This is a genomic window from Pseudomonas sp. UV AK001 (genome assembly GCF_046097675.1).
Lineage (GTDB): Bacteria > Pseudomonadota > Gammaproteobacteria > Pseudomonadales > Pseudomonadaceae > Aquipseudomonas > Aquipseudomonas kribbensis.
Map to the genome: position 1 here is coordinate 240,608 of NZ_JBJUVZ010000010.1, position 21,507 is coordinate 262,114.

Annotated in this window: 19 protein-coding genes; 5 read left to right on the plus strand and 14 right to left on the minus strand. The window is 62.6% G+C overall.

The genetic code is table 11. The features are described 5' to 3' along the window. Position 1: 1 nt before the first annotated feature. Genes ACKLNA_RS24640 through ACKLNA_RS24655 form a run of 4 tightly spaced genes read right to left on the minus strand, consistent with a single transcriptional unit; the run spans position 2 to position 7,754 of the window. A complete protein-coding gene (locus tag ACKLNA_RS24640; RefSeq protein ID WP_408987372.1) occupies positions 2-4,567 on the minus strand; it encodes an alpha-2-macroglobulin family protein in 4,566 nt (1,521 codons plus the stop codon). Further along, positions 4,564-5,229 carry a DUF1175 domain-containing protein gene (locus tag ACKLNA_RS24645; RefSeq protein ID WP_408987373.1) on the minus strand — a complete coding sequence of 222 codons (666 nt, stop codon included), beginning with the start codon at positions 5,227-5,229 and terminating at the stop codon, positions 4,564-4,566. The genes ACKLNA_RS24640 and ACKLNA_RS24645 overlap by 4 nt, the downstream gene beginning before the upstream one ends. Then, positions 5,199-6,911 carry a DUF2138 domain-containing protein gene (locus tag ACKLNA_RS24650; RefSeq protein WP_408987374.1) on the minus strand — a complete coding sequence of 571 codons (1,713 nt, stop codon included), beginning with the start codon at positions 6,909-6,911 and terminating at the stop codon, positions 5,199-5,201. The genes ACKLNA_RS24645 and ACKLNA_RS24650 overlap by 31 nt, the downstream gene beginning before the upstream one ends. Positions 6,912-6,962: 51 nt before the next feature. After that, positions 6,963-7,754 (minus strand): YfaP family protein, encoded by a 792-nt coding sequence (locus ACKLNA_RS24655; RefSeq protein WP_408987375.1) that lies wholly within the window; start codon positions 7,752-7,754, stop codon positions 6,963-6,965. Between the two features lie 277 nt (positions 7,755-8,031). Here ACKLNA_RS24655 and ACKLNA_RS24660 point away from each other — a divergent pair, with 277 nt between their 5' ends. From ACKLNA_RS24660 to ACKLNA_RS24680, 5 genes are all read left to right on the plus strand, one after another. Next, positions 8,032-9,177 carry a Fic family protein gene (locus ACKLNA_RS24660; protein WP_408987376.1) on the plus strand — a complete coding sequence of 382 codons (1,146 nt, stop codon included), beginning with the start codon at positions 8,032-8,034 and terminating at the stop codon, positions 9,175-9,177. A gap of 88 nt (positions 9,178-9,265) precedes the next feature. Beyond that, entirely contained in the window at positions 9,266-9,508 is a 243-nt protein-coding gene (locus ACKLNA_RS24665; protein WP_007894317.1) for an exodeoxyribonuclease VII small subunit, read from the plus strand. Further along, entirely contained in the window at positions 9,505-10,392 is an 888-nt protein-coding gene (ispA, locus tag ACKLNA_RS24670) for a (2E,6E)-farnesyl diphosphate synthase (protein ID WP_408987377.1), read from the plus strand. Before ACKLNA_RS24665 ends, ispA begins: the two co-directional genes overlap by 4 nt. 91 nt (positions 10,393-10,483) lie before the next feature. Then, positions 10,484-12,382 carry a 1-deoxy-D-xylulose-5-phosphate synthase gene (dxs, locus tag ACKLNA_RS24675; RefSeq protein WP_408987378.1) on the plus strand — a complete coding sequence of 633 codons (1,899 nt, stop codon included), beginning with the start codon at positions 10,484-10,486 and terminating at the stop codon, positions 12,380-12,382. Positions 12,383-12,546: 164 nt separating this feature from the next. After that, a complete protein-coding gene (locus ACKLNA_RS24680; protein ID WP_408987379.1) occupies positions 12,547-14,430 on the plus strand; it encodes a TonB-dependent receptor domain-containing protein in 1,884 nt (627 codons plus the stop codon). 3 nt (positions 14,431-14,433) lie between these two features. On the opposite strand, the gene ACKLNA_RS24685 is transcribed toward ACKLNA_RS24680, so the two are convergent. The 10 genes from ACKLNA_RS24685 to ACKLNA_RS24730 all read right to left on the minus strand — a co-directional run bounded on the left by ACKLNA_RS24685 (position 14,434) and on the right by ACKLNA_RS24730 (position 21,487). Then, on the minus strand, positions 14,434-15,234 hold the full coding sequence (locus tag ACKLNA_RS24685; protein WP_408987380.1) for a cobalamin-binding protein: 801 nt from the start codon (positions 15,232-15,234) through the stop codon (positions 14,434-14,436). Further along, positions 15,234-15,653, minus strand: a complete 420-nt coding sequence (locus ACKLNA_RS24690) for an MFS transporter (protein ID WP_114885795.1) — start codon at positions 15,651-15,653, stop codon at positions 15,234-15,236. Before ACKLNA_RS24690 ends, ACKLNA_RS24685 begins: the two co-directional genes overlap by 1 nt. Further along, positions 15,650-16,267 carry a GTP cyclohydrolase II gene (ribA, locus tag ACKLNA_RS24695; RefSeq protein WP_408987381.1) on the minus strand — a complete coding sequence of 206 codons (618 nt, stop codon included), beginning with the start codon at positions 16,265-16,267 and terminating at the stop codon, positions 15,650-15,652. Before ribA ends, ACKLNA_RS24690 begins: the two co-directional genes overlap by 4 nt. Before the next feature lie 123 nt (positions 16,268-16,390). Further along, positions 16,391-17,125 carry an ABC transporter substrate-binding protein gene (locus ACKLNA_RS24700; RefSeq protein WP_085712319.1) on the minus strand — a complete coding sequence of 245 codons (735 nt, stop codon included), beginning with the start codon at positions 17,123-17,125 and terminating at the stop codon, positions 16,391-16,393. A 28-nt stretch (positions 17,126-17,153) separates the two neighbouring features. Then, positions 17,154-17,657, minus strand: coding sequence for a phosphatidylglycerophosphatase A (locus ACKLNA_RS24705; protein ID WP_169432100.1), 504 nt, complete (start codon positions 17,655-17,657; stop codon positions 17,154-17,156). Then, positions 17,654-18,619: a thiamine-phosphate kinase gene (thiL, locus tag ACKLNA_RS24710; protein ID WP_408987382.1), complete on the minus strand. Its 966-nt coding sequence runs from the start codon at positions 18,617-18,619 to the stop codon at positions 17,654-17,656. The genes ACKLNA_RS24705 and thiL overlap by 4 nt, the downstream gene beginning before the upstream one ends. Positions 18,620-18,636: 17 nt before the next feature. Beyond that, on the minus strand, positions 18,637-19,137 hold the full coding sequence (gene nusB / locus ACKLNA_RS24715) for a transcription antitermination factor NusB (protein WP_085712321.1): 501 nt from the start codon (positions 19,135-19,137) through the stop codon (positions 18,637-18,639). Further along, on the minus strand, positions 19,134-19,610 hold the full coding sequence (ribE, locus tag ACKLNA_RS24720; RefSeq protein ID WP_003228649.1) for a 6,7-dimethyl-8-ribityllumazine synthase: 477 nt from the start codon (positions 19,608-19,610) through the stop codon (positions 19,134-19,136). The genes nusB and ribE overlap by 4 nt, the downstream gene beginning before the upstream one ends. Positions 19,611-19,701: 91 nt before the next feature. Further along, entirely contained in the window at positions 19,702-20,793 is a 1,092-nt protein-coding gene (ribBA, locus tag ACKLNA_RS24725; RefSeq protein WP_065259547.1) for a bifunctional 3,4-dihydroxy-2-butanone-4-phosphate synthase/GTP cyclohydrolase II, read from the minus strand. A gap of 16 nt (positions 20,794-20,809) precedes the next feature. Next, on the minus strand, positions 20,810-21,487 hold the full coding sequence (locus tag ACKLNA_RS24730; RefSeq protein WP_114885799.1) for a riboflavin synthase: 678 nt from the start codon (positions 21,485-21,487) through the stop codon (positions 20,810-20,812). Positions 21,488-21,507 lie beyond the last annotated feature (20 nt).

Sequence of the window (21,507 nt, forward strand, 5' to 3'; positions counted from 1 at the left end):
GTCAGTTGACCGTGACCTGACCGAGGGCGGCTTTCGCTTCCTGGGCCTGATGCTGCGGCGCGTAGACCTGAGTGAAACGCACCGGCGGCAGGTTGAACTGGCCCTTCTGCGAGAAGCGCACCAGATGCCGCAGACGCAATTCACCGCTCAATGCATCTACAGGCACCGCGTAGGCCAGCTGACCCGGTTCGAAACGTGCTTTTTCCAGCGCAGTCGGCTCGGTGCCGTCCTTGCCCTGCAACTTGATGCCCCACGTGGTGCGCTCGACATCCGCGCCCGGCGGTAGCGGCACTTCGAGCATGCCGTAGCGCAGCGGTTTCGGTGCCTTGCTGGTGAGGATCACTTCGTCCAGGTACAGGCTGTCGCTGGACAGCGGTTTGGTGCCGACCGGCTCCAGTTTGAAGGTAAAGGCTTCGTCACCCGGCACCAGACGCGACAGGCGACGAGTGAGGGTCACCGCCATCGGATCGACTGCCGGTTGTTGAGTCTGGAAGCTCAGCGCGGCACGCAACGGACGCTCCTGAGTGCCCGACACCGACAACACGCTCGGCACCGGGGCCGCACCCTGCCACGTCCAGAACATCTCGCCGGTCGCGCCGTAGTTTTTCTTCCAGCCTTCACCCGGTGCCAGCGCGATGGTCGGCGATGCCTGGGCGATGCTGCGTTGCAGCCAGGTTAGCGCCAGCGCGCGTTCGAGGGTCGATTGCTGTGGCAACAGGCGTTGCAGCAACGCTGTCGCACGGGCCTGATCGAACGGTTGCAGCGACAGGTTCAGCGCTTCGACAAACGGTTGAGAGCTGACGGCCAAACGCTGTTGCGCAGCGCCCAGCTGACGATTGAACGCATCCGGCAGAGCGACTTTCGACTGGGTCGCCAGCGATGCGGTCAAGACCCGCGCCGCCGCCAGACCGAGCGCCGAATCCGGATCGCTCATCACCAGACTGTCTTCACCGTCGTCCATCAGGTTCGCGGCATTGCCTTCCCCGGCCTTGGCCAGATCGTCCATCAAGCCGCTGAGCAGCGTGTTGACCGGCAGATGCATCTGTTTGGCGAACGACAGGATCAGCGCCCGTTGCAGCAATGGTGTGTTCGGCGCCTGCTTGGCGTAGACCTCCAGCACCCGCTGCCAGTGCTCCGGCGGCAGGGTCAGCTCCAGCACCTGGCTGGCGTTCCAGTCGGCGTAATAGGCGTAAGCGGTGAGGAACGCATCCGGCTCGCCGTCGAAACCCCACCAGGTGAAGCTCGCCGACGGCCCGGCCATTTGCACCAGCCGCAGACGGCTGTTCTGCATGATCAGGCGCAAGCGGTCGCGGATCTGCGGGCTCGACGCCAGCGACGGATAAGCGATGCTCAGCGGCAGCAAGCGGCTGGCGGTCTGCTCGACGCCGCCGTACGGATAACTGAGCAGATCGTCGAGGGCCGAACGGAACAGTGCTTGCGGGCTGTCATCCAGACGCAGGCGAATGTCGGTGGCGTCTGCCGGCAGGCTCAACGGCGTGTCACCGCTGGCTACGTCGAGGCTCTGAGTCTGCGTCACTTGCCAGCCTTCGCCGGTGGCGGTCAGGCGCACCGAGAGGGCGTCGGCGGTCTTGCCGTCCTGCACCAGCTCGGCGGTCCATTCGCCGGAAGCCAATGCGAAGGCCGGCAGCGGCAGGTAGTTGATGCCGTTGTTGAGGGTCACCGGCAGGCGCTGTTCGGCGCCGGCGTAGTGCGTCACCAGTTCAGCCTTGACCGGTTTCTCGGCCTGGCTGAAGGCGAACACGCCAAGTTGCGGCTGATCGCCCTTGCGGAATTTGCTTGGGCCGCTCCACTTCAGGTACAGCGGTTTTTCCGAGCGGACGAACTGCTTCTTCTGCCCGACCTGACCGTCATCGGCAATCGCCCGCGCGGTGATGCGCCAGCGGGTCAGCGAGTCCGGCATCTTGAAGGTGAAACGGGTCTTGCCGTCGGCGTCAGTCAGCAACTCTGGCTGCCACGCAGCGGTGTCGACGTCTTCGCGGCGCGGCCGCTCCAGCACTTTCACCCCTCGTTCGCTGCGGTTGGCCTTGCCCGGTGCACCGGGGCTGCCCGGCAATGCCACGTCATAGCTGATGAACGACAGGCTGGCGCTGGTGCGCACGTTGTTGCGGCGCGGGTGGTAGAAGAACTGGTTGATGGTCGGCGCGACTTCCGGTTGCAGCGCGTAGACCATTTCATCGACCACGCTGACCGTCAGGTGCGCCGGTACAGCCTTGCCGGCGAACTGCGTGGTCAGGTCGACTGTCACGGTATCGCCCGGCTGATACGTCTCTTTGTCGGTCTTGATTGCCACGTCGATCTGCGGCGCGACGACCTTGATCCCGGCGTTCTGGAAGCTGTACTGACCGCCCTTGGTGTAGAGCACGGAGAACGTCAGGTTCGGCGCGAAGTTGTCCTTCACCGGGATGCGTGCGCGGTATTGGGTTTCGCTGAGCTTTTCCAGTTTCAGCCAGTCGCCGCCCTTGGCCAGCAGCGCGGTGGCTTCGACCTTGTCGCGCTCCAGCGACAGCAGTGCATCGCTGACAGGCTCCGGGAAGGTGATCAGCGCCAATGCTTCGTCGCCGGCCTTGTACTCCGGTTTGTCGAGGACGATTTCCACGGTGCCCGGCACAGCCTTGACCCCGTCGCCAGTGACCGAATGGCCGGTGCCGCCGAGCACCCGGCCGAACTGATCCTTCAGCGACAGGTTGTAGGTCCCCGGACGATCGAACGTCACGCTGAAGCCTTTGTCTTTCGCCGCCAGTTTGCCTTCGCCGGTGGTCTGGTCTTCCAGACGCACCCAGCTGTAGCCGCTCGGCACCACGGCCTGCGCCTGTTCGCTGCCGCCTTCGTTGGCGTAGCTGAACGCGACCTTGTCACCCACTGCGCTGAAACGCTGCGGCGCGCTCAGGCGGAAGCTGGCGGCGCCACGATCGATAAGGATTTCCTTGGTGGTCTTGACCCGATACGCCGCGCCATCGCTGGCAAACACGGTGAGCATGTAGCGGCTCGGCTTGTCGGCGGCCGGCAGGTCGAGGGACGCGTTGCCTTTGCTGTCGGTGGTCAGTTCGGTGCTGGTCAGTTCCACCGGGAATTGCCCGAGGTATTGCAGCTCGTTGTCGACCATGGACAGTTGCTGGGCGCGCAGGCTCAGAGTCAGTTTGGCGTTGGCCACCGGTTTGCCGTCCGGGTACAGCAGGGCCAGGCTGCCCTTCACCGCTTCGCCGGTGCGGTAATCCTGCTTGGCCAGGTTCAGCGAGATTTCGAAGTGCGGCTTGATGTACTCCGCCACCCGGAACGCGCTGCTGTAGGCCTGATCCTTGTAGTTGAAACGCAGCTCATAACCACCGGCCACCGCGTTGTCCGGCAGCTGGAAACGGCCCTGGGTGCCGGCCTTCGAATCGAGCTTCAGGTCGAGGCGTTGCAACTCGGTACCGGTCGCATCGAGCACGCTGACATTGACGTCCGCCGCGCCCGGCAATACCGAATCCCGCGCGTTCTTGAATTCACGACCGACGATTTTCAGCGACACCCAATCGCCAGGGCGATACAGCGGCCGGTCGGTGAAGGCGTAGAGTTTGGTGTCGTAGATTTCGCTGTCGTAATAGAAGTTTTCCGAGACGAATACGCCGCCCTCTTCGTCTTCGCCGATGACGAACGAACGCTCCGGGCTGACGTGCTTCAGGCGCAGCAGACCATCAGTGTCGGTAGCACCGCTGCTCATCACGCCGAGGCCGTCGGTCCACAGCACATTGACCTTCGGCACCGAGCTGCCTTCGTGTTTGCGCGCGGCCCACACCAGCAATTCATCACCGGCAATCTTGCTCACCGCCACGGTGTTGGAAACGAAAACCATGGTGGTCGCGCGGTACTTGCCGATCAGCGCTTCGACCAGGTACAGGCCCGGTTTCAGATTGCCCAGCGGGATGTACACGTTACCCGGCGCGACGCTGACGAACTCGCTGGACGAACCGGCCAGATTGACCCCGGCCGGCGGCTGGATCGGCTTGGCCTGCCACAGCGGATAACGGAACTGGCTGACCACCGGCAGACCCGGAATCAGGGCGAACTGCGGCTGTGCGTCGTACGGTGTCGGCGCGGCGATGGCATTGCCCATCTTCAGTTCCGGCACTTCCTCGGTGACTTGCTGGCGCGACTCGTAGGAGAACGCACGCTGCATCACCCGACGGGATTTGCGGTACCAGTTGTCCCACAGGTACGCGAGGGTGTTCGACAGGCCTTCGCCCTTGAACTGGCCGTCGCTGACTACGCGGTGCAGATTCTTCTGGCGCTTGAGGAAGTCCAGCGGCTTGTCGATCTTGTACACGCGGATATCGGCGCCGCCGTACGGTTCCATGCGGAAACGACGGTAGTCGCGGCCCGGCGCTTCAAGGCGCACCACCGCCTGCTCATCGCTGGCGAAACTGCTGTCGGCCAGCAGGAAAAAGCTTTCACCGGAGACAGGCGTGTAGCCGCTTGGCTCGACGGAGTCTTCGGCATTCACCGCCGAAAACGGCAGGGTCAAGAGCAACAAAAAAGGCAGTAAACGCAACATGCGGGCACCGGTCATTGGGAGAGAAAGTTCAGTCGATAGACGCCGATGAAGTTGGGGTTGGCTGCGTCGGGTATCCATCGGGTGTCCTTCCATGTCATGAGTTGCTGCAGGCTTGCCGAACGCATGCCGTTGTCGGTTGGGGTAGTCGTGCCGGTGTGATAGGCGATGTAGCGGCCCATCCAGATCATCAGGTGCTGGTCGTCGCCCTGATCGAAAAACATCAGATCGCCGGGCCGTGCCTGGGACACGTCGCGGCCGATCAGATGGCTGTTGAACTGAATCAGTTTGATCGCGTTGACGTAGGGCCCGACCTTGCCGCCGCCCTGCTGCCATTGCTGGGCGAACTTGCGTTGCTCGTCGCTCAGCGTCAGCTCCGGCGGCAGGTAGCGGTTGGACACGCCATTGCTGCGCAGCCATTTGTCGTCATGGACTTTCAGCGCTTCGTTGGCGGCAAACCGCACCAGCCCGGCGCAGTCCTGCTGATACCAGCGCGGGCTCGGGCCTTTGCTCAACTGCTCCTGAGCGATGCGCACGAACCAGGCGCGAAAAACCTGGGACTGCGCAGGATCGAGGGCCGGCGCTTCGACCGCTCGGGCGCCCGCGCTCAGTAACAGCGCGAGCAGGCCGAGGCTGCGGATCAATGCCGTCACAGCGCTTCCCACTCCAGCGGCAGCCATTGCCAGTGGCCGTCGGGCTCACTGCCTTCCGGCAAGGTCAGGGCGTATTTGCCCATGCCGCCGAGGGTGCGCAGTTTCGGGATCAGGTAGGTTTGCGCGGCGTTGTAGAACACCGGCTCCATGTCCTGCGGCAGGCTGTCGAGGGTTTCCTGTTGCATCAGTTGCGCCATGGAGTCCGGGCCGAAGTAGATCGGCATCAGCACGTCTTTCGGCAACACATCGGCCATCGGCGGGAAGCGTTTGTCCAGGGTGCCGAGGGCCTTGTCGACCAGTTTGTCGTCGAGGGAAAACAACAGCGTCGAACCGTGACGCGCGAGGCTGACTTTCATGAAGGCACGGCCGGTGATCGCGTCCGGGTTCTCGGCATCCTTGGCCGCATAAGGGCCGAAGTTGGAGCTGACCTGACGCTGCCAGAGGTGGCTCTGGCCTTCCTGCTTCTCGACCACCGGGAACGCGTGGTCGTCGACCTTGCTTTCGTAGGCGCCGACCATCGAATCGAACAACGTGCCGATATCGCCGTCGAGTTTGCCGCTGTCCTCGTCCTTCAGACTGGCCACCAGCAACGGCGTGTACAGCCGCGAATCGGCGTACCAGCACAGGCCTGCCGCGCCGGCCACATGCTCGGTGAGTTTCTGCGCCACCGCTTCCTCGGCGCCGAGTTTTACCAGCAACGGTTTCTGCGGCTCGGCGGCCACCGGCAAGGTCACGCAGGCACTGGCGCCCAGCGGCATGGCCTGCCAGACCGGTTTGAAATCGAAGTCCGGCTGGTTGTCCAGCTCATCCATGGCCAGAAAGCTGTGCCAGCCCTTGTCGTCCATGTCGAAACGCAGGCCGGCGAAGTTCGGGATGAAGCGCTGGTAACCCATGGCCAGGACGCTGGAATTGACCGACAGACGTTGCCTGGTTTCAGGCGTCTTGACCGGCAGCCCGAACGCTTCGGGGAACAGTTTTTCGCCATTGAGCAGCGCCGCCAAAGCCTGCGGCGAAACATGGCCGGACTCTTCGGAAGCGCCACTTTCCGGGTCGTAGAACTTGGCCGGATTCGACAGCACCACCAGTTTGTCGCCACGGGAGGCGAACAGCAGGGATTTGCTGGCGTTGTAGATCAGTTGATACAGCGGCACGTCCTCACCGCCAACTTTCAGGGTGCTGAAGACGCTCAGCTGCGAATCATCCAGCGCCACTTTCGCCAGCGGCTCCAGCAGCTTGGCCAGCCCGCCGCGATCCATCACCAGCAGGAAATCCTTCAGGCGACCATCGGCGCCGCGCCACAGCGCCACGTCTGCCGGTTGATCGAAGAGTTGCTCGATCAGGCTGTCCTGCAGTTTCAGGTCATGCTCGTAGATGATCCGCCGCAGACTGCCGATCAGCCCGAGACGGTCGGCGTGGGTTTCGTAATAGAAGACGAAATCCTCGGTGAGCGTGGCCTTGAGGAACGGCACCGTCAGCAGGTCCTTGGGCAATTGGCTCAGGGAGCGGGTTTCCAGCAGCGCGTCCGGGCGGCTCAGGCCGAGCTTGTCGCTGGCCAGTGCCGCCGCCGGCACTTTGGGCTTGTGCATCAACCAGCCGAGCCCGCCCGCCACGCCGGCCACCAGGCACAGCCCGGCCACCAGCAACGGCCAGCGCCGGGAAGGTTGGGCGGTGGGTGCGGCGGTCGCCGGGGTCTCAGTGTTTTCGCTCATCTTCTCGCTCATGTTCCCAAAGCTCGGCAGTTCATCCGTGGTGCGGGATGCTTAATAGTTGAAAGTCTTGACCAGCAGCAGATCACCGATGGCCCGCAGGGGCACGATGAACGTTTCGCGTTTTTCGTCGACGGTGTTTTCGTTGAGCACCAGCGTGATCTGCGAGGTGATGACCTCGTTCTGGTTGCTGGCCTCCTCGAAGTTATAGCCGCCGTCGCCGAAGTTGCCCCAATAGTTGACGTAAACCAGATAGGTGCCATGCAGCGGTGCGGTCATGGTGAACATTTCCGGGCCGGGGCCGTCGACGCCGTCCGGATCGAGGCTACCGCCGTTGGTCAACGCCGTGTGGGCGAAAAACGCATGCTGGCCGTCCGGGGTAATGATGTGCAGGTCGAGTTCCGCTTTAGGGTCGTCCCAACCGAGCACCACGCGAATCCGCGCCGGTGTGCGCAGGTTGTTCGCTTCGTAGAACTGCACGCGCTTGAGCGACTGCCCTTCGGCACTGCGCACTTCGACGCTGTTGGAGCCGGCACCGAAGGCATAGGGCCGGGCGAAACGCCCATCGTCGTCGGTGTACAGATTCAGCGGATTGCCATTGACCGCCAGGGTGTGCGGCCCGCGCTGATTGCCAATGGCTTTGAGCTGGCCCTGGATCATCGTGCGGTTGCGCTGGATGCCGCGATCGATGGGCGGCGTGGGATAGGCGACTTGCGGGTTTTCGCTGCGGTCGAGCAAGCCGTTGTAGCGCCAGCCGCCCACCGGTTCCGACATCTCGGCAGTCGGCGCGGCCGACAGCGCCGGCGCGCAGGCCAGGCCGATCAGCAGCAAAAGAAATGAACGCATGTAATGCCTCCTGCCATGCCTGAACGAAACCTTGCACCCGATCCTCGGTACTTCACAGCGGTGAAAACTGCGTTTCGTCTGAAAGACCCGTGACTGTCGGGTCGTAGAAGGCGCGAAGGTTAGCGATTCGGCAGTTTTTTAACAATCGGATACATCTGGATTTGCGGTGGGAATCACGGCGTCCAGTGGACGATGAGCCGAATAGGCGTCATATTCGGCTCACGAAATGAGCCGAATAGCGTTTCTATTCGGCTCACGCACTCAGGAATGGCATTGCATGGCAACTCACTGGATCTGGCAGCGGCCCGACTGGCCCGACTTCAACTGGCAGGCAGAGCGTCTCACTGCGCTGTTGCGCGAATGCATTCAAGCGCAGGGACAATTGATGGGCATGGCGGGATCAGTGGGCAATTCACTGAGCGCTCAGACTGAGCTGGACGCGTTGCTGCAAAACATCGTGACCTCCTCGGCCATCGAGGGGGAACAGTTGAATGTTGAATCCGTGCGTTCTTCACTGGCACGGCGCCTGGGGCTGGAATCACCGGATGGCGACAACGTCAGCAAGCGCAGCGAGGGGCTGGCGCAGCTGATGCTCGATGCCACTCAACGTTTTGCCGAGCCGCTGACGCTGGAACGATTGCTGGAATGGCATTCATGGCTGTTTCCAGAACAGGAGAGTGGTTTCCTTTCGCGTGCAATCAATGTCGGCGCATTACGCGGCGATGAGCCGATGCAGGTGGTTTCAGGGCGAATCGAGCGTCCGACCGTGCATTTCGAGGCGCCACCGCGACAAGGTCTTGAGCGGCAACTCGACAGTTTTCTCAAGTGGTTCGACGCCAGTCGGCAACAGGCAGGCCTCGATCCTTTGCTGCGAGCCGGCATCGCACATTTCTGGTTCGTCACCTTGCATCCATTCGACGACGGTAATGGGCGCCTGACTCGCACCCTCACCGATCTCGCACTGGCTCAGGGCGAAGCGCAGGCGATTCGTTTTTATGCGATGTCCGCCAGCATCCTCGATGATCGTGCGGGCTACTACCGGATTCTCGAATCCAGTCAGAAAGCCACGCTGGACATCACCGACTGGCTCACATGGTTCCTGCAAACCTTGCTGCGCAGTCTGCAACAGGCCATCGCGCGGATTGAAAGTGTGTTGGGAAAATCACGCTTCTGGCAGGCACACCGTGAATCCGGGCTGTCGGCGGAGCAGATCAAAGTGCTCAATCGTCTGCTCGATGGTGGTGAACGCGGTTTCGAGCACGGCATCAGTGCGGCGCAATACCAGAGTGTGGCCAAGGTCTCCAAAGCCACGGCCACCCGACATCTGGCGGAACTGCTGGAAAAGGGCTGCCTGCAACGTCTTCCGGGCGGCGGACGCAGCACTCGGTATCAGATTCAATATCCGGACGAGTCGACCGACTGACACCCTTGTCCGTCGGCCCGCTCATTTGCCCATAAACCCCCTATCTGCTAGTGTCGCGCCGGTTTAACGTCAACCGGAATTAGCCGCCATGGCCCGCAAAAAAGCTGCACTGGATTTCGAACAGTCCCTCGCCGACCTGCAAACACTGGTCGAGCGTCTGGAGAACGGTGAATTGTCGCTGGAAGACTCGCTGACTGCTTTCGAGCAGGGCATCGGCCTGACCCGTGACTGCCAGGCGGCGCTGGCCCAGGCCGAGCAGAAGGTCCAGGTGTTGCTGGAGCGCGATGGCGAGTTGGCCGAGGAACCCTTCGACGCGGACCAGCCAGAATGATCGCGGCGTATTCGGCGACCAGCCAGGCGCGGGTCAATGCGGCACTGGAAACCCTGTTCAACGCCCCGCTGCCAGAACTGGCGCGGCTGTATGAAGCGATGCGCTACAGCGTGATGAACGGCGGCAAACGCGTGCGCCCGCTGCTGGCCTACGCCGCGTGCGAAGCCCTCGGCGGCAAGGCCGAGCAGGCCAACGGCGCGGCGTGTGCGGTTGAGCTGATCCACGCGTATTCGCTGGTGCACGACGATCTGCCGGCGATGGACGACGACGATCTGCGTCGCGGCCAGCCGACCACCCACAAGAAATTCGATGAAGCCTGCGCGATCCTCGCCGGCGACGGTTTGCAGAGCCTGGCGTTCAGCGCTCTGCTCGACCCGCGCCTGAGCGACCTGAGCGCGGATATCCGCCTGCAACAAGTCACAGCACTGGCGCACGCGGCAGGCCCGGCCGGCATGGTCGGCGGCCAGGCCATCGACCTCGGTTCGGTCGGTCTGAAGCTTGATCAGAAAGCCCTCGAACAGATGCACCGGCACAAGACCGGCGCGCTGATCGAGGTCAGCGTCAAGCTCGGCGCCCTGGCCAGCGGCCGCGCCGAGAAGGATGAACTCAAGGCCCTGCAAAGTTATGCACAGGCCATCGGCCTGGCGTTCCAGGTGCAGGACGACATCCTCGACGTCGAAAGCGATACCGAAACCCTCGGCAAACGCCAGGGTGCGGACATTGCCCGCGACAAGCCGACCTACCCGGCCCTGCTTGGCCTCGACGTGGCCAAGGCTTACGCCCTGGAACTGCGCGATCAGGCCCTGCATGCGCTGCGACCGTTTGACGCGGCTGCCGAGCCGTTGCGTGATCTGGCCCGGTATATCGTCGACCGGCGCAACTAAAGGCTAATCAGCCAAAAAAGACCAACGCGTGGGCAGGGGACGATGCATCAGGTAAACTGCCGCATCTTTTATACCTATAACGATTCGCCTGATGCCCACGACGTTCCATGAGATTCCCCGCAAGCGCCCGACCACGCCCCTGCTCGACCGCGCGAACACGCCGGACGGCCTGCGCCGGTTAGGCGAAGCCGAGCTGGAAACCCTGGCTGATGAGTTGCGCCTGGAATTGCTCTACACGGTCGGCCAGACCGGTGGGCATTTCGGTGCCGGCCTGGGCGTCATCGAGCTGACCATCGCGTTGCATTACGTCTTCGACACCCCGGACGACCGGCTGGTGTGGGACGTTGGTCATCAGGCCTATCCGCACAAGATCCTCACCGGTCGTCGCGAGCGCATGGAAACCCTGCGCCAGAAGGACGGCATCGCCGCCTTCCCGCGCCGCTCCGAGAGCGAGTACGACACCTTTGGCGTCGGCCACTCCAGCACCTCGATCAGTGCCGCACTGGGCATGGCCATCGCCGCCCGCCTGCAGAACAGTGATCGCAAGGCGATTGCGGTGATCGGCGACGGCGCTTTGACCGCCGGCATGGCCTTCGAGGCGCTGAACCATGCGCCGGAAGTGAACGCCAACATGCTGGTGATCCTAAACGACAACGACATGTCGATCTCGCGCAACGTCGGCGGCCTGTCGAACTATCTGGCGAAAATCCTTTCCAGCCGCACCTATGCAAGCATGCGTGAAGGCAGCAAGAAAGTGCTGTCGCGCCTGCCCGGCGCCTGGGAAATCGCCCGTCGCACCGAAGAATACGCCAAAGGCATGCTGGTTCCCGGCACCCTGTTCGAAGAACTGGGCTGGAACTACATCGGCCCGATCGACGGCCACGACCTGCCGACCCTGATCGCCACCCTGCGCAACATGCGCGATCTGAAAGGCCCGCAGTTCCTGCACATCGTCACCAAGAAAGGCAAAGGCTTCGCCCCGGCGGAAGTCGACCCGATCGGTTACCACGCCATCACCAAACTCGAGCCGCTGGACGCCCCGGCCGCTGCGCCGAAAAAGGCCGGCGGGCCGAAGTACTCCGGTGTGTTCGGTGAATGGCTGTGCGACATGGCCGCCGCCGACCCGCGTCTGGTGGGCATCACCCCGGCGATGAAGGAAGGCTCGGACCTGGTGGCGTTCAGCGAACGTTTCCCGCTGCGCTACTTCGACGTGGCGATTGCCGAGCAACACGCCGTGACCCTCGCGGCCGGCATGGCCTGCGAAGGCGCGAAACCGGTGGTGGCGATCTACTCGACGTTCCTGCAACGCGGTTACGACCAGCTGGTGCATGACGTCGCGGTGCAGAACCTTGACGTGCTGTTCGCCATCGACCGTGCCGGTCTGGTGGGCGAAGACGGCCCGACCCACGCCGGCAGTTTCGATCTGTCTTACCTGCGTTGCATCCCGGGCATGGTGATCATGACCCCGAGCGATGAAAACGAACTGCGCAAGATGCTCACCACCGGCCACCTGTACAACGGCCCGGCGGCGGTGCGTTACCCGCGTGGTACCGGCCCGAACGCGACCATCGAGAAGAACCTCGAACCGATCGAGATCGGCAAGGGTGTGGTTCGTCGTCAGGGCAGCAAGGTTGCCCTGCTGGTGTTCGGCGTGCAGCTGGCCGAAGCGCTGAACGTCGCCGAAACCCTGAACGCCACCGTGGTCGACATGCGTTTCGTCAAACCGATGGACGAAGCGCTGGTACGCGAGATCGCCAACAGCCACGACCTGCTGGTGACCATCGAAGAGAACGCGATCATGGGGGGCGCCGGTGGCGCGGTCAGCGAATTCCTCGCCCGCGAGAACACTCTCAAGTCGGTGCTGCACCTGGGCTTGCCGGACATTTACGTCGAGCACGCCAAACCGGCGCAGATGCTGGCCGAGTGCGGGCTGGACGAAGCCGGGATCGAAGCGGCGGTGCGTGAGCGCCTGGAGCTGCTTAACCGCTAATCGCCAGATCTGTGAACAACCCTGTGGGAGCGAGCTTGCTCGCGAAGACGGACAGTCAGTCGACTCATTCTTGACTGACACACCGCATTCGCGAGCAAGCTCGCTCCCACAGTGGTTTGTGCAGCTTTCAAAATTCAATTCGCTTTATGTACCAACGGACTCCGATGAACCTCTCGCGACTCGCCCTGCCCCTCCTCCTGCTGCCAACCACCAACGCCCTCGCCGACACCTTCGAACGCGATCAGGCTCTGAAGCTGCCGGACGTGCTGATCAGCGCCAACCGCCAGGTGGAAGCCCGCAACGACAGCAGTGCCGCCAACACCGTATTCACCCGCGACGACATCGAGCGCCTGCAACCGCGCAGCGTCACTGACCTGCTGCAACGGGTACCCGGCGTGCAAGTGGCGCAAACCGGCGGGCGCGGCAGCCTGCCGGGGATCTACATTCGCGGCACGCAATCGGCGCAGAGCCTGGTGCTGGTCGACGGCCAGCGCATCGGCAACTCCACCTCCGGCGACAGCAACCTGCAGCACCTCAACATCGAGCAGATCGAACGCGTCGAAGTGCTGCGCGGTTCGCGCTCGGTGATCTACGGCAGCGATGCGATTGGCGGGGTGATTCAGATCTTCACCCGGCGCGGCGCTGAGCAAGGCTTGCAGCCGCGAATGCATGTCGGTTTCGGCAGCAACCAGACCTGGGAGCGCAGTGTCGGCCTGTCCGGTGGCGATGAGAAAACCCGCTTCAACCTCGGCGCCAGCCTCGATGAAACCGCCGGGATCGACCGCACCCACGAGTCGTATCCCAGCGACAGCGATCACGATGCCTACCGCAATAAATCCCTCAGCCTGAGCCTCAGCCATGCGTTGACCGATGACATCGAAGTTGGCGCCAACCTGCTGGATAACCGTGGCAAAAGTGAGTTCGACAACCCGTTCGGGCGCTTTGACCCGGTCACCTTCGACTCCGTCCAGCAGCAGCCCTACAGCGATTTTGCTGTCAGCAGCTTCAGCAGCTACATCGATGCGCGGATCAACGAACGCTGGAAATCGCGCCTGGAACTCGGCCATAGCGAAAACCGCGACAAGTCCCTCGACAAGCTCAGTGACGAACGCTCGGTGTTCAACACCTACCGCGACTCCGTGACCTGGCAGAACGACCTGACCCTCGATGCACGCAACAGCCTGATCCTAGGCGGCGACTGGTACGAAGACCGGGTCAACAGCAGTACCGCGTTCGACGAAGACAGCCGCTGGAACCGCGCCGCATTCGTCCAGCATCGCTTCCAGGCCGACAGTTTCTCCACCGAACTGGGCCTGCGCCGTGACGACAACCAGCAGTTCGGCGGCCAGAACAGCTGGAGCGGCACGCTGACGTTGCCGGTCAACCCGGACAACGATCTATTGCTCAGCTACAGCGAAGGCTTCCGCGCGCCAACTTTCAATGACCTGTATTACCCGGACTTCAGCAACCCGAACCTGAAACCGGAAACTTCGAAAAGCTACGAGCTGCAATGGCGCAGCCAGTTGAGCGACAGCAGCCGCCTCGAAGCGTCGCTGTATCGGACCGATCTGGAAGACGCGATCATCTTCGGCAGCAACTCACGCCCGGAAAACGTCGCCTCGGCGCGGATCAACGGCTTCGAAGCAGCGCTGAAACAGGAACTGCTGGGCTGGCAAAGCAACCTCGGCGTGGCAATCATCGATCCCCGCGACCGCGACACCGGCCATACCCTGGCGCGCCGTGCCCGTCGCACCTTGAGCTGGGATCTGGATCGGCAATTCGAGCGCCTCGGCCTCGGCGCCAGCTGGCAGGCCGTCAGCAGCAGTTATGACGACCTGAAAAATCAGCAGCCGCTGGGTGGTTATGCGTTGCTGGGACTGCGCAGCAGCTGGGCGCTGGACCGTGAGATCAAGCTGGATTTCAAGGTGGATAACCTGCTGGACAAGGGTTACAGCCGGGCGCTGTACAGCCATGACGGCAGTCAGTATGGCTATCGTGAGGAAGGCCGGGCATTCATGTTCGGGGTGACCTGGACGCCGCAGCTCTAGCGGTCAGCGGTCTGGCGCAATCAACTGGCAGAGCTTGGCCGTCGCCTCGATCATCTGCCCGCTTGGACGCTCCAGACCTTTATCGGTGACCAGCAGCAACTGCCTGTGCCTCACCGCCGCCACCTGCGGCCAGGCATTCCACGCATCCAGTTGCGGCTGATCGCCGGCCAGAATCACCTCGGGATCACGCTGTAAAACGGCTTCGATGCTCACCTGCGGCGCCGGCAGCGTCAGGTCGGCGAACACATTGCGTGCGCCGCACACTTCAAGCGCATCGCTGATGATCTGTCCGCCGCCGATGGTATACAGCGGCTTGTCCCAGACTTGATAGAACACCCGTAGCGGCGTTTCCCGTCGATAGCGCTGGCGCAGCTCATCGAGTTTCAGTCGCAGCTCGGCTGCCCGCGCAACCCCGCGCTCAGGTCGACCGAGTTGTGCAGCGATGGCTTCGATCTGCGTGGTCAACTGCTCGAAACTGTGGGGTTCGGCAACGAAGGTCGGGATGTTCAGGCGCTTGAGCTGATCGCGCTGGGCCGGGCCGATACTGCCGGGCCACAGCAGCAACAAGTCAGGTTTGAGACTGAGCAGCCGCTCCATGTCGAGCTGGCCATAACGGCCCACCGAAGGCACATCCTTGATTGCGGACGGTCGGTCACCGGCATCCAGCACGCCCACCAGCAGGTCGGCCGAATCCAGTTCAACGACAATTTCAGACAAGGATGGCGCGAGACTGACCACCCGCAGGGCGGCCAGGGTTTCGCTGCTGACGGCCAGCAGCAGAACCGCCAGCCAGAGACGACGCATCAACCGAGTTGACGCGGGATACGGTAGAGGTAGAACAGCACCGCCGTGGACAGCGCCAGCAGCATCAGCGGCACGGCCTCCAGGCCGACGAACACCGCCAGTGCGCCGATCCACGCCGGCAATCCCGCCGCAAGAAACGCTGTGCGACGACGCGCCGCGAGGGCAATCCACGCAGCGGGTTCGTCCGGGGTATCGAGGGCTTTTTGCGTGGCGATCAGCGCATGTTTGTAGCGGCCGAAGAACTTCAGGCTGACAAACATCGAGGCCACGCCGGCAATGAACAACGGCATCGCCAGCACCGGCATGATCGCTTCGCTCTCGCCGAATACGGCGTTGAGCACGAACAGCGGCACCAGTGCCAGCGCCAGGTATTTCCACCAGGCGACCGACAGGCGGCGGCGCACCTGACCGCGGGTCACGCCCGGTCTACCTCGCCCTGATGTTCATTGCTCATCATGTGGTCGAGCTTGCTGGCCTTGGTCGCCAGGTAGAGTTTGTTGTGCGGGTTGTGGCCGGTGTGCAGCGGCACGCGCTCGGCGACGACGATGTTCATGTCGGTCAGGGCTTTGACCTTGCGCGGATTGTTGGTCATCAGGCGCAGGGATTTCACGCCCAGATGCTCGAGCATCGGCAGGCACATGGCGTAGTCACGCTGGTCGGCGGCAAAGCCCAGACGCTCGTTGGCTTCAACGGTATCGGCACCGCCGTCCTGCAATTCGTAGGCGCGGATCTTGTTCAGCAGGCCAATGCCACGACCTTCCTGACGCAAGTACAGCAACACGCCACGGCCTTCACGGGCGATCGCCTTCAGCGCAGCTTCCAGTTGCGAGCCGCAGTCGCAACGCTGGCTGAACAAGGCATCGCCGGTCAGGCATTCGGAGTGCAACCGGCCGAGTACCGGGGCACCGTCGGCAATCTCACCCAGGCTCAGCACGACGTGCTCGCGGCCGGTGGTTTCATCGAGAAAACCGTGCATGGTGAATTGCGCAAAAGGCGTTGGCAGCTTGGAAGCGGCGACAAAAACGACAGGCACCGGTGTGCTCCTGATCTAAAAAGTCCGAGATTCGCTGGGCGGCATTGTAACAGCAGGTTCCGGCAGACGCTTAGGCTGAATTATCGGCCATAACGATCAAAAAGTTTGATGTCAGGCCTGCCGTCATTGCCCCCGGTCGAACGGATACGGCTGTTTCCAGCGTTCGAAAATGGGCTTCAATTCGCCGCTTTTCACCAGTTGATCCATGCGCTGGTCGTAGATCGACATCAGTGCACGGGCCTGAGGGGTGTCGGCGAAGCCGAGGTACAGCGGCAACTCAGCCAGATGCGAATAACGGTATTGCGAAGGGTCGGCAGCATTTCTCACCACCGCTTCGATTTCCGTCAGTGCGTCGATGTAGTAATCCGCCCGCCCCTGCTTGAGCATCGACAGAATCCCGGTGCGGCGTTCGATCTGGTTGTAGCGCTTGATGTTCGGCAAGTAGGTCTCGTATCGATAACCCCGCACCCAGGCCAGCCGGTATTTGCCGAGGGTGGCCTCGGTCGGTGCCGGATTGCTGGCCAGGCCCAGCGCGTAGATGTGGTCGGAATCGAAGTTCCATTTGGGATACAGAACCTGCTCGGCCTCACCGCGATAGGAGCCGACCAGCGCGTCGACTTCCTTCAACTGCACCAGCCCCACCGAGCGGGTGTACGGCACGGTGCGGATATCCAGGGTCACACCGGCCGGTTCGAACACCTTGCGCAGGACATCCCAGCCCAGACCGTGGCCATCGGCGGCGGTGTAGTCTTCCCAGTCTTCACTGGCCAGGTGAATGACCGACGGCGGCGCATCCTGTGCGTGGGCAACAGCACCCAGCAGGATAAAAAACAGTATCGCCAACCCGCGTCGAGCCATCCCTGTGTCCCTCATCCACGCCTTGAAATCAGGCGAAAACCCACACCAGACCCTGCATCGCCAGCCAGGCGAACACGCCCGCCAGCACGTCGTCGAGCATGATGCCGACGCCGCCATGCACATGCCGGTCGATCCAGCGGATCGGCCATGGCTTGAGGATGTCGAAGAAGCGGAACATCAGGAACCCGGCGAGCAACCAGTACCAGCCTTCCGGCACCAGCCACAGAGTGATCCACATCCCGACCATCTCGTCCCAGACGATGCCCTCGTGGTCGTGCACCCGCAGATCGTCGGCCACCTTGCCGCACAGCCAGAAGCCGAACAGCATGGTGATCCCGAGCATCAGCCAGTAGCCCCAGTCGGGCAACATCTGCCACAACGGAATAAAGGGTAGCGCAACTAACGAGCCCCACGTGCCCGGTGCTTTCGGCAAGGTGCCCGAACCGAAGCCGAATGCAATGAAATGCCACGGATTGCGCCAGACCGAAGGCGGAACGAATTCGCCGGGAACCTGTTTCGGGTGATCTGTCACGGTGACTCCTGAAAATGTTGATAACCCCGGATTTGCGGGGTGATGTCATGCCCTTCGCGGTCCAGCAGCACCACGCCCTGCCCCTCGGCCACTCGCCCGATCACATGGATCGGCCAGCCATCGGCCAGCAGCGCGGGCAATTCGACGGACGGCAAGGTAAAGGCCAGCACGTAATCATCGCCACCACTCAACGCCGCACGTTCGGCGCCGCGCTGACCAAGAAACGCCACCAGCGCGTCCGACAGCGGCACGCGCTCGCGTTCGACGTCGAGGCGAACCTTCGAAGCCAGTGCGATATGACCGCAATCGGCGAGCAGGCCATCGGAAATATCCAGCGCCGAAGTGGCCTTGCCGCGCAGGGCCTGACCGAGGGCCAGTTGCGGTTGCGGCGACCAATAGTGATCGAGCAGCGGCTGGGCGATGTGCGGCTCGGCGTCACGCTGACCCAGCACCAGCGGCAAGGCCCCGGCGGCATTGCCCAGTTCACCGCCGACACACAGCAAGTCGCCGGGCTGCGCGCCGCTGCGGGTCAAGGCCTGGCCGGCCGGAACACGACCGAACACGGTGACGGTGAGGCTCAATGGCCCCCGTGTCGTGTCACCGCCGACCAGCGCCACGCCGCAGCTCTGCGCCATGCGGTTCAAACCACGGGCATAGGCTTGCAGCCAGTCGGCAGTCACCGTCGGCAAGGTCAGGGCAAGGGTAAAGGCAACGGGCGTGGCGCCCATGGCAGCGAGGTCGCTGACCGCCACGGCCAGCGAGCGCTGACCGAGCAGAAACGGATCGCAGGGATCGGCGAAATGCACGCCGGCCACCAGCGTATCGGTGGAAATCGCCAGCTGCTCCCCGGAAGGAACCGCCAGCAAGGCGCAGTCGTCGCCGATCCCCAGTGCAACGCCCTCGCCGCCCTGCGCACAAGGCGCGGCGGCGAAGAAATTGCGGATCAGCTCAAACTCGCCCATGAGGTCTCAAGCGCGTTTTAGCGCTTGAACGCCTTCACTTCAGCTTCACGCAGGCGTGGTGCCAGCTTGTCGAGCACACCGTTGACGAACTTGTGGCCGTCGGTGGAACCGAAGACCTTGGCCAGTTCGATACCTTCGTTGATCACAACGCGGTACGGCACGTCGACGCGCTTGAGCAGTTCCCAGGTGGACAGGCGCAGAACCGCCAGTTCAACCGGATCCAGCTCTTCGATCGCCAGGTCCAGGCAAGGCTTGAGCGCGGTGTCGATTTCGGTGCGGTTGGCCGGAACCCCGTGGAGGATTTCGCGGAAATACGCGCCGTCGACATCGGTGAAATCGTTATCGACCCGGAACTGCGCTTCGATCTCGTTCAGCGAAGCCTTGGCCATGTGCCATTGATACAGGGCCTGAGTCGCGAGCTGACGGGCTTCGCGGCGCTTGGCGCTCTTCGATGGCTTGCCGGCATCCGCAGGTTTCGGATCGCGCGGGTTGAAACGATCGCTATCGTCGCTAATCACTTGGCCTCCAACTGCGCCAGCAGGCTGACCATTTCCAGAGCGGACAGGGCAGCTTCAGCACCTTTGTTGCCGGCCTTGGTGCCGGAACGTTCGATGGCTTGCTCGATGGAATCAACGGTCAGGACGCCGAAAGCGACCGGTACGCCGAACTCCATGGACACCTGGGCCAGGCCCTTGGTGCATTCGCCAGCCACGTATTCGAAGTGCGGAGTGCCGCCACGAATGACCGCGCCCAGGGCGATGATTGCTGCGAACTCGCCTTTCTGGGCGACTTTTTGCGCAACCAGCGGGATTTCGAAGGCGCCAGGTGCGCGGATGATGGTGATGTCGCTTTCGCTCACGCCGTGGCGAACCAGGGCATCAACTGCACCGCTGACCAGGCTTTCAACCACGAAGCTGTTGAAACGGCCCACTACCAGAGCGTAGCGGCCTTTAGGGGCGATGAAGGTACCTTCGATGGTCTTCAGGGTCATTCGTCAGATCTCTTAAAGAGCCGGGACGCGTCTGTTTCGCGTCCCTCAGTGATTTATTTGCCGCGAATTCGGGTCCGGAAACAACCGGTCATTATTCGGAGGGCACGTATTCTACAACTTCCAGATCGAAACCGGATATCGCATTGAACTTCATTGGCGCGCTCATCAAACGCATTTTGCGTACACCGAGGTCACGCAGGATCTGCGAACCGGCACCGACGATGCTGTAGGTGGTCGGTTTTTTCACCGCTGCCTGATCACCGGTTTCGCGGATATGCGCCAGCAGCACGTCGCCGTCGAGCGGGTGACCGAGCAACAGCACCACACCGCTGCCGGCCTCGGCAACCGCAGCCATGGCGGCGCGCAGGCTCCAGCGGCCCGGCTGTTTGACCATCAGCAGGTCGCGCAGCGGGTCCATGTTGTGCACGCGAACCAGTGTCGGCTCTTCGGCGCAAACGGTGCCCAGGGTCAGTGCCATGTGCACGTCGCCTTCCACGGAATCACGATAGGTCACCAGGTTGAATTGGCCCAGTTCGCTGTCCAGTGGCTGCTCGGCAATCCGCTGAACGGTACGTTCGTGGATCATCCGGTAGTGAATCAGGTCAGCGATGGTGCCGATCTTGATGTTGTGTTCAGCCGCGAAAGCTTCCAGTTCGGCGCGACGGGACATGGTGCCGTCGTCGTTCATCACTTCGCAGATCACGCCGCTCGGCTCGAAACCGGCCATGCGCGCCAGGTCACAAGCCGCTTCGGTGTGACCGGCGCGAGCCAGGGTGCCGCCGGCCTGGGCCATCAACGGGAAGATGTGGCCAGGGCTGACGATGTCTTCGGCTTTCGCGTCTTTCGCCGCAGCCGCCTGCACGGTGCGCGCGCGGTCAGCGGCGGAGATGCCGGTGGTCACGCCTTCGGCCGCTTCGATCGACACGGTGAACTTGGTGCCGAAACCGGAACCGTTGCGCGGCGCCATCAGCGGCAGCTTCAGGGTCTCGCAGCGCTCGCGGCTCATCGGCATGCAGATCAGGCCACGGGCGTGCTTGGCCATGAAGTTGATGTGCTCGGCCTTGCAGCATTCGGCGGCCATGATCAGGTCGCCTTCGTTCTCGCGGTCTTCGTCATCCATGAGGATGACCATCTTGCCTTGGCGGATGTCTTCAACCAGTTCTTCGATGCTATTGAGCGCCACAAGGCACCCCCTTCAGTCAGGATTTGAGGTAGCCGTTGGCGGCCAGAAAGCTTTCGGTGATGCCACCGCCAGGCTTTTGTGAAGAGTCAGGCTCAGCGGCCCTGTCGCCCATAAGCAGACGCTCGAGATAACGCGCCAGCAAGTCGACTTCCAGGTTCACCCGGCGACCTGGCTTGTAGGACGCCATGATGGTTTCGCTCAGGGTGTGCGGAATGATCGTCAGCAGGAATTCGGCGCCATCGACCGCGTTCACGGTCAGGCTGGTGCCGTCGACGGTGATCGAACCTTTGTGGGCGATGTACTTGGCCAGCTCTTTCGGCGCGCGGATGCGAAATTCCACGGCGCGGGCATTGTCGCTGCGCGAGACCACTTCGCCGACACCGTCGACGTGACCGCTGACCAGATGCCCGCCGAGACGGGTGGTCGGGGTCAGGGCTTTTTCCAGGTTGACCGGGCTGCCGCTTTTCAGGTCATTCATGGCGGTGCAGTCGAGGGTTTCGCGACTGACGTCGGCGGCAAAGCCGTCGCCCGGCAGTTCAACGGCGGTCAGGCACACGCCGTTGACCGCGATGCTGTCGCCGAGTTTGACATCGCTCAGGTCGAGCTTGCCGGTTTCGACATGCACCCGCACATCACCGCCCTTTGGGGTCAGTGCGCGGATACTGCCGATGGATTCGATGATGCCGGTAAACATGGGGTTCTCCTTGAGAACGA